At 51.8% G+C, this 13170-nt stretch carries 12 protein-coding genes and 4 tRNA genes; all 16 read left to right on the forward strand.

Annotated elements, in window-relative coordinates; genetic code table 11:
* Window positions 1–1539: 1539 nt before the first annotated feature.
* The 16 genes from mnmG to rplL all read left to right on the forward strand — a co-directional run bounded on the left by mnmG (window position 1540) and on the right by rplL (window position 13104).
* Window positions 1540–3456 (forward strand): tRNA uridine-5-carboxymethylaminomethyl(34) synthesis enzyme MnmG, encoded by a 1917-nt coding sequence (gene mnmG / locus FQ179_RS15330; RefSeq protein ID WP_149398171.1) that lies wholly within the window; start codon window positions 1540–1542, stop codon window positions 3454–3456.
* Entirely contained in the window at window positions 3456–4130 is a 675-nt protein-coding gene (rsmG, locus tag FQ179_RS15335) for a 16S rRNA (guanine(527)-N(7))-methyltransferase RsmG (protein WP_149398172.1), read from the forward strand. The genes mnmG and rsmG overlap by 1 nt, the downstream gene beginning before the upstream one ends.
* A complete protein-coding gene (locus FQ179_RS15340; protein ID WP_149398173.1) occupies window positions 4127–4945 on the forward strand; it encodes a ParA family protein in 819 nt (272 codons plus the stop codon). The genes rsmG and FQ179_RS15340 overlap by 4 nt, the downstream gene beginning before the upstream one ends.
* Before the next feature lie 19 nt (window positions 4946–4964).
* The gene (locus FQ179_RS15345) at window positions 4965–5879 is read left to right on the forward strand and encodes a ParB/RepB/Spo0J family partition protein (protein ID WP_149398174.1); all 915 of its coding nucleotides are present in this window, start codon (window positions 4965–4967) and stop codon (window positions 5877–5879) included.
* Window positions 5880–6551: 672 nt separating this feature from the next.
* The gene (locus tag FQ179_RS15350; protein ID WP_149398175.1) at window positions 6552–7862 is read left to right on the forward strand and encodes a short-chain fatty acid transporter; all 1311 of its coding nucleotides are present in this window, start codon (window positions 6552–6554) and stop codon (window positions 7860–7862) included.
* A 92-nt stretch (window positions 7863–7954) separates the two neighbouring features.
* Window positions 7955–8041: transfer RNA gene (locus FQ179_RS15355), tRNA-Tyr, on the forward strand.
* Window positions 8042–8110: 69 nt separating this feature from the next.
* Window positions 8111–8184, forward strand: a tRNA-Gly gene (locus tag FQ179_RS15360).
* Between the two features lie 47 nt (window positions 8185–8231).
* Window positions 8232–8306: transfer RNA gene (locus FQ179_RS15365), tRNA-Thr, on the forward strand.
* 41 nt (window positions 8307–8347) lie between these two features.
* Window positions 8348–9538, forward strand: coding sequence for an elongation factor Tu (gene tuf, locus FQ179_RS15370; RefSeq protein WP_149398176.1), 1191 nt, complete (start codon window positions 8348–8350; stop codon window positions 9536–9538).
* An 84-nt stretch (window positions 9539–9622) separates the two neighbouring features.
* Window positions 9623–9698: transfer RNA gene (locus tag FQ179_RS15375), tRNA-Trp, on the forward strand.
* Window positions 9699–9746: 48 nt separating this feature from the next.
* Window positions 9747–10127, forward strand: coding sequence for a preprotein translocase subunit SecE (secE, locus tag FQ179_RS15380; protein ID WP_149398177.1), 381 nt, complete (start codon window positions 9747–9749; stop codon window positions 10125–10127).
* Window positions 10128–10136: 9 nt separating this feature from the next.
* Window positions 10137–10670: a transcription termination/antitermination protein NusG gene (gene nusG / locus FQ179_RS15385; RefSeq protein ID WP_149398178.1), complete on the forward strand. Its 534-nt coding sequence runs from the start codon at window positions 10137–10139 to the stop codon at window positions 10668–10670.
* 65 nt (window positions 10671–10735) lie between these two features.
* Entirely contained in the window at window positions 10736–11167 is a 432-nt protein-coding gene (gene rplK, locus FQ179_RS15390; protein ID WP_149398179.1) for a 50S ribosomal protein L11, read from the forward strand.
* 2 nt (window positions 11168–11169) lie between these two features.
* Window positions 11170–11865: a 50S ribosomal protein L1 gene (gene rplA / locus FQ179_RS15395; RefSeq protein ID WP_149398180.1), complete on the forward strand. Its 696-nt coding sequence runs from the start codon at window positions 11170–11172 to the stop codon at window positions 11863–11865.
* Between the two features lie 267 nt (window positions 11866–12132).
* Window positions 12133–12657 (forward strand): 50S ribosomal protein L10, encoded by a 525-nt coding sequence (rplJ, locus tag FQ179_RS15400; protein ID WP_149398181.1) that lies wholly within the window; start codon window positions 12133–12135, stop codon window positions 12655–12657.
* A 72-nt stretch (window positions 12658–12729) separates the two neighbouring features.
* A complete protein-coding gene (gene rplL, locus FQ179_RS15405; RefSeq protein WP_149398182.1) occupies window positions 12730–13104 on the forward strand; it encodes a 50S ribosomal protein L7/L12 in 375 nt (124 codons plus the stop codon).
* Window positions 13105–13170: the final 66 nt, after the last annotated feature.

The following is a 13170-nucleotide window of genomic DNA, read 5'->3' on the forward strand; positions in this document are numbered from 1 at the left end:
ATCGCATTGCCGCCATTCTGTTTTCAGCTGCCCTGCCTGGACTTTAATGTTCGTTGGGAAGTACCGGGTAAGCAGTTATCTGCAACGCAGCACCTAGTACCTGACACGTAGCACCTGACACCTGACACCTGACACCTGACACCTAGCACCTAGCACCTAGCACCTAGCACCCAGTACCTAACACCCAGTACCTAACACCCAGTACCTAACACCCAGTACCTAACACCCAGTACCTAACACCCAGTACCCAGTACCCAGTACCCAGTACCCAGTACCCAGTACCCAGTACCCAGTACCCAGTACCCAGTACCCAGTACCCAGTACCCAGTACCCAGTACCCAGTATTCGGCGCTCTATACCTAGCATTCCAGCACGTCACTTGTCTCGCTGGTATAGACCGTCGAATTGGGTATGTGGCACCTGGTACCTAATTTTGTAGTCAACTATTATTTTCGCCGCTACCCCAAACGTTCAATGATCGCGACAATACTTCCAAAATAGAAATTGAAGAATATTTATTAATAACGCAGGATTGCTCCGTGGTCCTTTTTTTAGTCATAAGGCATGCTGAGTTCACAACGGGCTTTGAATCTTCGTTAATGTTAGGTATCAGGGTAAAGATACTAGGATGTAGAACTGAAGTTAGTCACCCTACTTCAACACGCTAGCCTGATTTTTTAGCGTCAACATGTAGATCTACATGCATTTACGAAATGAAAGAGTGCCAGACAACACAGGGCCTTGGTACAGTTCATTTTATGTGGACTATTTTCCATGCAGGCCTGCATTGGAATAGATGTAATGTTTCACGTGAAACATAGTTTTTTGGCCTGACGTCAGACTGCTGGGTATGTCATGTTGGATACGCAACGAGAACTTTTGATGGTTATGAACGGGCGGCCCTCAATCATCAAAAAATAATTTAGTTTTAGCTGCTGTAGCTGTAGCTGTAGCTGTAGCTGTAGCTGTAGCTGTAGCTGTAGCTGTAGCTGTAGCTGTAGCTGTAGCTGTAGCTGTGAATGTGAGCATTACCATTTTCAAAATGCATACGTCTACCGATCACGTTTCTTATGGTTATATTTAAAGTTAATCAATAAGCATATGCTGCAGCTTGAGGGCGGAGTGTTTCGTTATTTAACAATACAGATAATTTTCCGTTGAAGTTGTTAAACTGTAGAGTGTCGTGCGTTTTTACCCGATATCTACTATGTTTCACGTGAAACATAGGGGCGCGGGATTAAAAGTGCAAGTTGACCTCCATTCCTATGCAGATACTCAATTAACACGTTCTTCAACCTTATACCTAAACGCTAGCATTGAAGCGGTAAACATAAGCTTCTTATCTCCATATTTACTGGTCACCATGACTCGAAGATAATTTGAATCCTGGTACGCACAACACACTTTCCCCGGTCATTACTCACAGAGCAGTCTGATACCCCAGGCAGCCTCAGTAATGTTTCACGTGGAACATATTTATTGCGCCCCTAACTCGGGCGGTATAATTGACGCTCACAGGCATGCTCAGGCTTTAATGAAATGATTTATCCCGAAGAATTCGATGTCATCGTAGTTGGTGGCGGTCACGCAGGTACCGAGGCGGCACTTGCTGCTGCTCGTACGGGCGCTCGCACTCTATTGCTTACGCATAATATGGAAACGCTAGGCCAGATGTCCTGCAATCCTTCGATCGGAGGTATCGGGAAAGGGCACCTGGTCAAAGAGATTGATGCGTTGGGCGGAGCAATGGCGTACGCGACCGATCTTGCTGGCATTCAATTCCGTATTCTGAATCGGTCCAAGGGGCCAGCTGTGCGCGCGACCCGCGCTCAGGCTGATCGATCGCTATACAGAAAAGCGATACGTACGATTTTGCAGAATCAGGAGAATCTAACAATCTTCCAGCAATCGGTTGAAGACCTGATGCTGGAAGGTGATAGGGTGGTTGGAGCAAGTACGAAAATTGGCCTGCAATTTAAAGGTAAAGCTGTCGTACTTACTGCCGGTACTTTTTTAAATGGTTTGATCCACGTGGGTCTTGATCATTATTCGGGCGGACGTGCCGGTGATCCACCCTCTATTACACTGGGGCATCGTCTGCGCGAAATGAACTTGCCGCAAGGTAGGTTAAAGACTGGTACGCCTCCTCGAATAGATGCGCGCACCATCGACTTTAGCCTTACCCAGGAACAGGCCGGCGATTTTGATCCTGTACCTCATTTTTCTTATATGGGGTCCGCGGCGCTTCACCCGGAACAATTGCCTTGCTGGATCACTCACACTAACGAACGCACACACGATATTATTCGTTCGGGGCTCGACCGCTCGCCCATGTATGGTGACTCTGGCACCATTGAAGGTATTGGTCCGCGCTATTGCCCTTCTATTGAAGATAAAATTCATCGCTTCGCAGACAAAACCAGCCATCAGATTTTTCTGGAACCAGAAGGGCTTAGTACGCGGGAAATCTACCCAAACGGGGTTTCAACCAGTCTACCGTTTGATATTCAGCTCGCACTCGTGCGGTCGTTAAAGGGGTTGGAGAACGCCGTTATTACTCGCCCAGGTTATGCAATCGAATATGATTACTTTGATCCACGTGAACTCAGCGCGTCACTTGAAACTAGGTCGATAAAAGGGTTGTTTTTCGCCGGCCAGATCAACGGAACAACAGGGTACGAAGAAGCTGCTGCCCAAGGCTTGCTGGCGGGGTTGAACGCTGCCCGCCAGACGCGTGGTGAAGAGCCTTGGTGGCCCAAGCGTCATGAAGCTTATTTGGGTGTGCTGGTTGATGACCTGATAACAAGCGGCGTCACAGAGCCTTACCGCATGTTTACCTCGCGGGCCGAGTATCGCCTTAGCCTGCGTGAAGATAACGCCGATTTTCGACTGACTGAACAAGGCCGCGAGCTTGGTCTTGTCGACGATGTGCGATGGGACGCGTTCAATCGCAAGCGCGATACAGTTGAACGTGAAATCCAAAGGCTTAAGTCTACGTGGGTACATCCGCGTACGCTTGCAGCGCATGCCGAAGAAGAGTTGTTCGGTAAGCCGCTCGAACGAGAGTATTCGCTGCATGACTTACTGAAAAGACCGCAGATCAGCTACAAGAAACTTATGACGATTGCCAGTGCTGAAGGAAAGCCAATTGCAGGGCCGGGCGTTGAAGACACCGTTGCTGCCGAACAGGTTGAAATTCAAGTTAAATACGCTGGCTATGTGGCTAAGCAGGAAGAAGAAGTTCGACGTCATGCAAGCTACGAAGCACAGAGTATTCCGGACGGTTTTGATTACGATGCTATTAATGGGTTGTCAATAGAAGTAAAGCACAGGCTAAAAGCCATACGACCAGAAACCATAGGCCAGGCCGGCCGCGTATCCGGTGTTACGCCGGCAGCAATCTCTTTATTGCTGATTCACATTAAACGCATGCAGCACGGGAAAAAAGCAGCCTGATGTCCAGCACTGATAATTATCCGCACAGAATTATTGCGGCAGGCGCAGCCATGGGTCTTGAAATCAACGAGACCCAGGCTACTGCTATGGTGGCCTATATAAACCAGCTCGTTCGCTGGAACCGTACCTATAATCTTACTGCGCTACGTGATACCGAACAGATGTTGGTACAACATGTATTTGATAGCCTGTCTGTTCTGACGCCAATTAGTAACACACTGTATAAAAACACAGTATCAAATTTCACCATCGTAGACGTAGGCTCTGGTGCCGGTTTACCTGGTGTCATTCTGGCACTTATGCGGCCAGAGTGCCGCGTGTATTGTATTGATGCCGTTGAAAAGAAAATGGCATTCGTACGGCAAGTAAGTGGCGTGCTGAAGTTGCCCAATCTGCAGACAGTACACCAGCGTGTAGAGGCAATACAGCCCTATGACGCAGATATCGTAATATCGCGAGCCTTTGCCTCACTCGTTGACTTTGCGACGCTGGCGGGGCGCCACGTGGCTGCAAATGGCCATCTGTTGGCAATGAAGGGGCGTTCACCCGACGAAGAAATAGATACACTACACAAGCAAACAGATTGGCAGGTTGATCATATTGAACCGCTGCAGGTACCCGAGTTAAACGCCCAGCGTTGTCTGGTCTGGATGAGTCGCCAAGGAAACGTATGAGCATTAGTAACAACACCGCCACCATATTCTGCATAGCCAACCAGAAGGGCGGTGTGGGCAAAACCACGACGGCAATCAATCTTGCCGCCGCTCTGGCTGCAATGCGCAAGCGGGTGCTCTTAATAGATCTCGATCCGCAGGGCAACGCCACCATGGGAAGCGGCGTAGACAAGAATACGGTCGAAAAAAACCTGTACCAGGTGCTCATCGGTGATACATCAATCACTGAAGCACGTGTTCCGTCTGAATCTGGCGGATACGACGTGTTGCCGGCCAACCGAGAACTTTCTGGTGCCGAAATTGACCTCATCCAGATGGAAGAGCGTGAAAAACAGCTCAAGCAAGCTATTGCACACGTCGTGGATGAGTACGACTTTATCCTCATCGATTGCCCGCCCACGCTTTCATTGTTGACGCTAAACGGGCTGGCATCAGCTCACGGGGTCATCATTCCCATGCAGTGCGAGTATTTTGCACTGGAAGGGCTGTCAGATCTTGTTAACACCATCAAGCGTGTTTACAACAATATCAACCCTGAGCTTCAGCTTATTGGCCTGTTGCGAGTCATGTTCGATGGGCGGGTCACACTTCAGCAGCAAGTTTCAGCTCAGATCGAAAGCCATTTCGGCAGCCGGGTGTTTGAAACCGTCATCCCGCGTAACGTCAGGCTGGCTGAGGCACCTAGCCATGGCATGCCGGGCATTGTTTACGATAAAAACTCCCGCGGCGCCAAAGCGTATATCGACTTTGGAAACGAATTGATTAAACGGGTTAAAAAAGAGGCGCTGCGCCAGCAGGCGCGTCCTCGTCTGTAACCCCACAACAGGAACCGACATGGCAACAAAAAAACCGAAAGGTCTCGGGCGTGGTCTCGATGCGCTTCTGGGTGAAGACGCAAAAGTAATCAATACACTGGGCAAGCCCGCAAGCGAACCCACCCAGCCGTCTGCGCTCAAGCTCACAATGCTTCAGGCTGGCAAATACCAGCCTCGTACACGCATGGACGAGGGTGCGCTTGCCGAGTTGGCCGACTCCATTCGCACCCAAGGTGTGATGCAGCCCATCCTGGTTCGTCCGCTGGATGGCAAAAGTGGAAAATACGAAATTATTGCTGGCGAACGGCGATTCCGGGCGGCGAAGCTTGCCGGGCTGAAAGAAGTTCCTGTACTTGTGCGGGAAGTAGCCGACGAGAATGCCGCCATCATGGCGCTGATCGAAAATATTCAGCGCGAAGATCTCAACCCACTAGAAGAAGCGCATGGTGTACGCCGTCTGCTTGACGAGTTTGACCTAACCCATGAACAGGCTGCCCAGGCAATAGGGCGTTCGCGCTCGGCTACAAGCAACCTTCTCAGGCTGCTGAACCTCGCCGAACCCGTGCAGACCATGCTTCTCGCCGGGGATATCGATATGGGTCATTCTCGCGCCTTGCTGGCCGTTGATGCAGCCACCCAAATCCTTCTGGCCAACGAAATCATAGCGCGGCGTCTATCAGTGCGAGAAGCCGAGAAACTGGTGGCGCGTACTCTGCGTGAGGCTGAAGAGGGCGCCGCCAAGCCAGCGCGCAAGTCAGTGGCGCAATCAGGTGATGCCAAGCGGCTTGAAGAGGCGTTGTCTGATCATCTCGGTACACGGGTCACACTCAAAATAGGTGCTAAAAACAAAGGCCAGTTGCTTATTGATTTTCATGGCTGGGATCACCTTAATGCCTTGCTCGAGCGGCAAGGACTGGCTGGTGTGGTGGAGTGAATGCCTTGTATCTCCACGGCTGCAGCAACAAGCAAGCGTTTGCGCAGTAAAGATTGAGATGTCGGAGTAATCAGGGCGCAATATTGGGCCCTGTTTTTTTTGAGATACGCTACGACCACCCCATGGCTATTCAGAGCTATCCAGGAAAATAAGAGACTCTAAAGGTTACCCCATGATCTACCGCGACTATCCAAGACTGCCCTAGACTGTCTAGGGCTATCCGGGACTATCCGGGACTGTCCAGGACTATCCCAGCATTATCAAGCCTTATCCAACACGACCCCAAAGCTGGAGCCGCCCTATGCACATTCCCCCTGTTTGTGCTTCGATGGCTCGATTCATAGAAAAATCGGGCATGTACTACCCTGAGCGGGAAGGCTTGATATACAACAACTCATTATTCTCCGAGTGACTTGTTAAACCCATTTTATGATTAAAACACTAGGGTAAACCCTTGGTTTTTGAATCCGGTTTGTGCAGTGCCGCATGATAGTATCGGCACGCATCCGGGGGCCACAGCATGGGCGAGATAATAAATTGACTACGTCATAAATCGCCACTGCAAGATATATCCCGGCTATTTACTCATTCAATTCACTCATTCAATCGTCAACCTGCCCGGGTCGATGGCGCCTGCCTTCAGATCCGTGAGCACGGATGGAGAAAAAAACAATGTTTAAGGCCTTGTCCCGTACATCGGTCAAGTTGGTCGAGCGCTATCTGCCGGATCCGTATATTTTCGTTGTGCTGCTTACGTTGCTGGCAGGTATCGCGGCAGTGTCCATGGAGCACAAAACCCCCATGGAAGTTGTCACGATGTGGGGCGACGGCTTTTGGGGCTTACTGTCATTTACGATGCAGATGGTACTGGTTCTGGTGGCTGGATACATGATGGCTAGTACGCCCGTAATCAAACGCGTACTGTCCACCCTAGCATTAGTGGCCAAAACGCCAGGCGCAGCGATTATTCTGGTGACCGTAGTCGCCTTGATAGCCAACTGGATTAATTGGGGCTTTGGTCTGGTCGTCAGCGCCCTGTTTGCCAAAGAGCTTGCGCGAACCGTTCGGGTTGATTACCGCTTGTTGGTCGCCAGTGCATATTCAGGCTTTATCGTGTGGCATGGCGGCCTGGCAGGTTCAATTCCCCTGACCATCGCCACTGAAGCGCATTTTCAGCAAGATAAAATTGGTTTGATCAGCACGAGCGATACCATTTTTTCATCGTTCAACCTGCTCATCGTCCTTGCCATATTTATTGCGGTACCACTGGTTAACCGGCTGATGATGCCGGACGAGAAAGACAGTGTTTATGTCGATCGCAGCGTACTCGAGGAAAACAAAGCCTCTATTGTTGCAGACGATCGTCCGGCCGCCCGTCTTGAAAACAGCATGGTGCTGTCCATGCTTATTGGCGTTGCCGGTTTGGCCTATCTGTTCAATTACTATGTTGTGCGCAATGGTGGGCTGAATCTTAACGTTATCAACTTCACCTTTCTGTTTTTGGCGATTATTCTGCACGGTAATGCGCGTCGACTACTTGATAGTCTTAACGAAGCCATTAAAGGCACGTCGGGCATTGTCATCCAGTTCCCTTTCTATGCCGGCATCATGGCCATCATCATGCATTCGGGACTGGCTGCAAGCCTGTCTGACTGGCTCACCTCGTTTGCCACGGCAACCAGTCTGCCGTTCTGGACGTTTCTCAGTGCCGGTATCGTCAACGTATTTGTGCCATCGGGAGGCGGGCAGTGGGCGGTGCAAAGCCCCGTCGTCATTGCCAGTGCTCAGGCGCTGGGTGCTGACATGCCGCGGGTAGCCATGGCCGTCGCCTGGGGCGATGCATGGACCAATCTGCTGCAGCCTTTCTGGGCCTTGCCAGTACTCGCCATTGCTGGTCTGAAGGCAAAAGATATCATGGGGTATTGCCTGATTCAGTTATTTATTACGGGTGCCATTATCGCCATTGGCCTGACCTGGTTTTAGATCGTGGGCTTTATCTGACAGTCAAATAGATATTTTGAATAGATCCATTTGACACAGTCGAAAAAAACTTGCATAATTCGCAGTTCGCTTTCGGTGGGATTCCCGAGTGGTTAAAGGGGGCAGACTGTAAATCTGTTGGCCTTGCGCCTACGTTGGTTCGAATCCAACTCCCACCACCAAACACGTTATGCTGGCTCTCTGGCCATTTTTAAAAATGGCCAGAGTGCAGCGGGTGAAATGAATCTATCGCGGGTGTAGCTCAATGGTAGAGCAACAGCCTTCCAAGCTGATGACGAGGGTTCGATTCCCTTCACCCGCTCCAGTAAGTTTATTTAGGTTTCGCTGTATAGCGAGAAGCATTTGATAGTTGCCCATGTGGCTCAGTGGTAGAGCACTCCCTTGGTAAGGGAGAGGTCACGCGTTCGATCCGCGTCATGGGCACCACACATTTTATTTATAGCTCAATCCATCGTCAGGAGTCAGCCATGGCAAAAGGCAAGTTTGAACGGACCAAACCGCACGTCAACGTAGGTACGATCGGGCACGTTGACCACGGCAAGACCACGCTGACGGCAGCGATAACGACAGTGCTTTCGACGGCATTCGGTGGCGAAGCCAAAGGCTACGCCCAGATCGACGCAGCGCCTGAAGAAAAAGCGCGCGGCATCACGATCAACACCTCGCACGTTGAGTACGAAACCAAGGCACGTCACTACGCACACGTAGACTGCCCGGGCCACGCTGACTATGTCAAAAACATGATCACCGGCGCAGCGCAGATGGACGGCGCTATTCTGGTGGTTTCGGCCGCTGACGGCCCCATGCCGCAAACGCGTGAGCACATCCTGCTGTCGCGCCAGGTGGGCGTGCCTTACATCATCGTGTTCCTGAACAAGGCTGACATGGTTGATGACGAAGAGCTGCTCGAGCTGGTCGAAATGGAAGTGCGCGAGCTGCTCTCCAAGTACGACTTTCCGGGCGACGATACGCCCATCATCAAGGGTTCGGCCAAGCTGGCTCTTGAGGGTGACGAAGGTCCTCTGGGCAAGCAAGCCATCATGCAGCTGGCCGACGCACTGGACAACTACATTCCTACGCCTGAGCGTGCCATTGACGGCGCATTCCTGATGCCTGTTGAAGACGTGTTCTCCATCTCGGGTCGCGGCACGGTGGTTACCGGTCGTATCGAGCGTGGCATTGTCAAGGTCGGCGAAGAAATCGAAGTGGTCGGTATCAAAGACACCATCAAAACGACCTGCACGGGCGTTGAGATGTTCCGCAAGCTGCTTGACCAGGGTCAGGCAGGCGATAACGTGGGTGTGTTGCTGCGCGGTACCAAGCGTGAAGACGTCGAGCGTGGTCAGGTTCTGGCCAAGCCCGGCTCGATCAAGCCGCACACAGACTTTGACGCTGAAGTGTACATTTTGTCCAAAGATGAGGGTGGCCGTCATACGCCGTTCTTCCAGGGCTATCGTCCACAGTTTTACTTCCGTACTACCGACGTAACGGGTACGATTGAGCTGCCGGCCGACAAAGAAATGGTTCTGCCAGGTGACAACGTGTCCATGAAGGTTAGCCTGATTGCACCGATCGCCATGGAAGAAGGCCTGCGTTTCGCTATTCGTGAAGGCGGCCGTACTGTTGGTGCAGGCGTTGTAGCCAAGATCCTCAAGTAAGTATTGCTTGACCGGCCGGGTGGTATATCCGGCCAAAAAGTTCGAAAAAGCGTTGGTGTGTAAACGCCATCGCTTTCAGAGTCTAGGGGTATAGCTCAATTGGCAGAGCGTCGGTCTCCAAAACCGAAGGTTGTAGGTTCGATTCCTACTGCCCCTGCCAGACATTTAGTCACATCGTAGCCATCGGGGCTACGCCATAAGCCGAAATATGTCTAACAGCAATGTAGAAACCGTAACCAGCACAGCAGATCGCCTAAAGCTGGGGCTCGCTGTGCTCGTTATCGTAGCAGGCATAGTCGGCTATTCGATGCTCGAAGGCCAGCCCACGTTCGCCCGCGTTGGCGTGTTTATTGGTGGTTTGGTTGTCGCTGCCATTATCGCCTGGTTCAGTGAGCCAGGTAGGCGCACACTTAGCTTCGGGCGCGATTCATACAACGAAGTCAAACGTGTTGTGTGGCCGACGCGTAAAGAAGCCACGCAGATGACGGGCATTGTTTTTGCATTCGTCATTGCCATGGGCATCATGCTCTGGGTCGTTGACAAATCGCTAGAGTGGATCATCTACGGTTTGCTGCTAGGCTGGAAATAAAGGGCACACATGAGCAAACGCTGGTATGTCGTCCACGTTTATTCCGGTATGGAAAAAAGCGTGCACAAGGCGCTCGTAGAGCGTATCGAGCGTGCCGGGCTGCAAACCTCTTTTGGAAGCATCCTGGTCCCCTCTGAAGAAGTCATTGAAATCAAGGGCGGAAAAAAATCCATCACTGAGCGCCGTATTTTCCCAGGCTATGTTCTGGTCGAGATGGATCTCACTGATGAAACCTGGCACTTGGTAAAAAACACCAATCGGGTTACTGGGTTTTTAGGCGGTTCAGGTAACCGACCAGCACCGATTTCAGAGCGTGAAGTTGAGAAGATTCTTTCGCAAATGGAAGAGGGCGTCGAAAAGCCCAAACCCAAAGTTCTGTTTGAGGTGGGCGAAATGGTCCGCGTCAAAGAAGGTCCCTTTGCCGACTTCAACGGTAACGTTGAAGACGTCAATTACGAGAAAAACAAAGTGCGTGTATCGGTCACCATTTTTGGCCGTGCCACCCCTGTCGAACTCGATTTTGCTCAGGTCGAAAAAACCTGAATTTTCAACCCCGGGGAGCCTGCCATCACGTATGGCTTGGCGTTATCACCCGCAAGGAGTAAAGCATGGCGAAGAAAATCGTTGGCTTTATCAAGCTGCAAGTACCAGCTGGTAAGGCAAATCCATCACCCCCTATCGGTCCGGCGCTGGGTCAGCGCGGTCTGAACATCATGGAATTCTGCAAGGCGTTTAACGCCAAGACGCAGGGCGTTGAGCCCGGTCTGCCGATTCCTGTGGTCATCACCGCCTACGCAGACAAGAGCTTCACCTTCATCATGAAGACGCCGCCTGCCACTATCCTGATCAAAAAGGCCAGTGGTGTGCAAAAAGGTTCGGCACGTCCTCACCTTGATAAGGTTGGCACACTGACTCGCGCTCAGGCAGAAGAAATCGCCAAGACCAAGCAGCCCGATCTGACGGCTTCTGATCTTGACGCTGCCGTGCGTACGGTAGCCGGCACAGCCCGCAGCATGGGCATTACGGTTGAAGGGGTATAAGCATGGCCAAGTTGAGCAAGCGCGCGGCCGCTATTGCCGCCAAAATCGATCGCAATAAGTTTTACCCGGTTGCCGAAGCTCTGGCGCTGGTTAAAGACACCGCCACTGCCAAGTTCGATGAGTCCATCGACATCGCTGTGCAGCTGGGCGTAGACCCTAAAAAATCCGACCAGATCGTTCGTGGTTCGGTGGTTCTCCCAGCAGGCACCGGTAAGTCGGTACGCGTTGCTGTCTTTACGCAAGGCGAAAAAGCCGAAGCTGCCAAAGCAGCAGGCGCTGACATCGTCGGTATGGAAGACCTGGCTGAAGCCATCAAGGGCGGCCAGATGGATTTCGACATCGTCATTGCATCACCAGACGCCATGCGTGTCGTGGGTGCTTTGGGTCAGATTCTGGGCCCACGTGGACTGATGCCTAACCCTAAGGTTGGTACGGTTACGCCTGACGTGGTTACGGCCGTGAAAAACGCCAAAGCCGGTCAAGTGCAGTACCGCACTGACAAGGCTGGCATTATTCATGCCACCATTGGCCGCGCCTCATTCGAGGTTGAGCAGTTGCAAAGCAACCTTAATGCGCTGGTCGAAGCTCTGAACAAGGCACGTCCTACGGCTGCCAAGGGCATTTACATGCGCAAGCTCGCTGTGTCGTCCACCATGGGTGGCGGTGCGCGTATAGAAGTAGCTTCACTCGCTGGCTAATCAAGCCCGCGAGGTAAACAGACTTTGGGCTGTGTCTGGGGGTTTCTCCAGACATTGCTGTCAAAGACCGCTGGAGCCCTGCGACAAGGCAAGATGCTATGTCATCACGCCTTATCCAGAGCTTAATTCCAAGGCTACTTGTGCTTGGGTCCAGCGCAGACGGCGCCCATGGAAGAATTCTTGTAGTTTGAAGAACTCGACCAGGTGCGCCGCATTCGGTAGACACACGAGACCCTCTTGTGTGTCGTTAGATGGAGTGTTCAAACCGTGAGTCTCAATCGTGAAGAGAAAGCGGTAGTTATCGAAGAAGTCAACGCGGAAATCGCGAAGGCTCAATCGATCATTATCGCAGAGTACCGTGGTCTGGACGTCGCCTCCGTTACCGTATTGCGCAAAAACGCGCGTGAGTCAGGCGTGTATCTGCGTGTTCTCAAAAACACGCTAGTTCGTCGAGCACTGTCCGGCACCCCTTTCGAGGGTATCGCCGAACAGCTTTCCGGTCCGTTGATGTATGCAGTCAGCACGGATCCGGTTTCGGCGGCAAAAGTACTTGCTGAGTTCGCAAAAACCAACGAAAAGCTGGTCATCAAAGGCGGGGCATTGCCCAATAGCCTGCTTGACCAAGAAGGCGTCAAGGCTCTTGCCACCATGCCTTCCCGCGACGAGTTGCTTGCGAAACTTTTGGGTACGATGCAGGCACCTATCACGCAATTTGTGCGTACGCTCAACGAAGTTCCAACCAAGTTCGTTCGCGGCCTCGCGGCTGTGCGCGATCAGAAAGAAGCCGCGTAAGCGGTTTGTCTGGTCTTCGTTTAACTGGGCGATACCCAACCCTGGCATTTATATATATCTGGAGTTCTTAAAATGGCATTAAGCAAAGTTGAAATCCTCGACGCAATCGCCGGCATGACCGTGCTTGAGCTGTCCGAGCTGATTACTGAAATGGAAGAGAAGTTCGGCGTGTCGGCTGCTGCCGCTGCTGTTGCAGTTGCTGCACCTGCTGCTGCCGCTGCTGCTGCTGAAGAGCAGACCGAATTCACCGTGTTCCTGAACGAATTTGGCGCCAACAAAGTTAGCGTTATTAAGGCTGTTCGCGAAATCACCGGTCTGGGCCTCAAAGAAGCCAAAGATCTGGTTGACGGTGCACCAAAGCCTGTTAAAGAAGGCCTGTCCAAGGCTGATGCTGAAGCAGCACAGAAGAAGCTTGAAGAAGCTGGCGCAAAAGTCGAACTTAAGTAAGACTTTTCTTGCCTGCCCGGGGAGCGCATTTGCCTTCCCCGGGCTTTTGCGTCTCCAGAAAACCTG

The organism is Pusillimonas sp. ANT_WB101, assembly GCF_008369125.1.
Lineage (GTDB): Bacteria > Pseudomonadota > Gammaproteobacteria > Burkholderiales > Burkholderiaceae_B > Allopusillimonas.

Coding starts and splice junctions, on each gene's coding strand:
- mnmG (WP_149398171.1), top strand. CDS start 1,540: ATGATTTATCCCGAAGAATTCGATGTCATCGTAGTTGGTGGCGGTCAC.
- rsmG (WP_149398172.1), top strand. CDS start 3,456: ATGTCCAGCACTGATAATTATCCGCACAGAATTATTGCGGCAGGCGCA.
- FQ179_RS15340 (WP_149398173.1), top strand. CDS start 4,127: ATGAGCATTAGTAACAACACCGCCACCATATTCTGCATAGCCAACCAG.
- FQ179_RS15345 (WP_149398174.1), top strand. CDS start 4,965: ATGGCAACAAAAAAACCGAAAGGTCTCGGGCGTGGTCTCGATGCGCTT.
- FQ179_RS15350 (WP_149398175.1), top strand. CDS start 6,552: ATGTTTAAGGCCTTGTCCCGTACATCGGTCAAGTTGGTCGAGCGCTAT.
- tuf (WP_149398176.1), top strand. CDS start 8,348: ATGGCAAAAGGCAAGTTTGAACGGACCAAACCGCACGTCAACGTAGGT.
- secE (WP_149398177.1), top strand. CDS start 9,747: ATGTCTAACAGCAATGTAGAAACCGTAACCAGCACAGCAGATCGCCTA.
- nusG (WP_149398178.1), top strand. CDS start 10,137: ATGAGCAAACGCTGGTATGTCGTCCACGTTTATTCCGGTATGGAAAAA.
- rplK (WP_149398179.1), top strand. CDS start 10,736: ATGGCGAAGAAAATCGTTGGCTTTATCAAGCTGCAAGTACCAGCTGGT.
- rplA (WP_149398180.1), top strand. CDS start 11,170: ATGGCCAAGTTGAGCAAGCGCGCGGCCGCTATTGCCGCCAAAATCGAT.
- rplL (WP_149398182.1), top strand. CDS start 12,730: ATGGCATTAAGCAAAGTTGAAATCCTCGACGCAATCGCCGGCATGACC.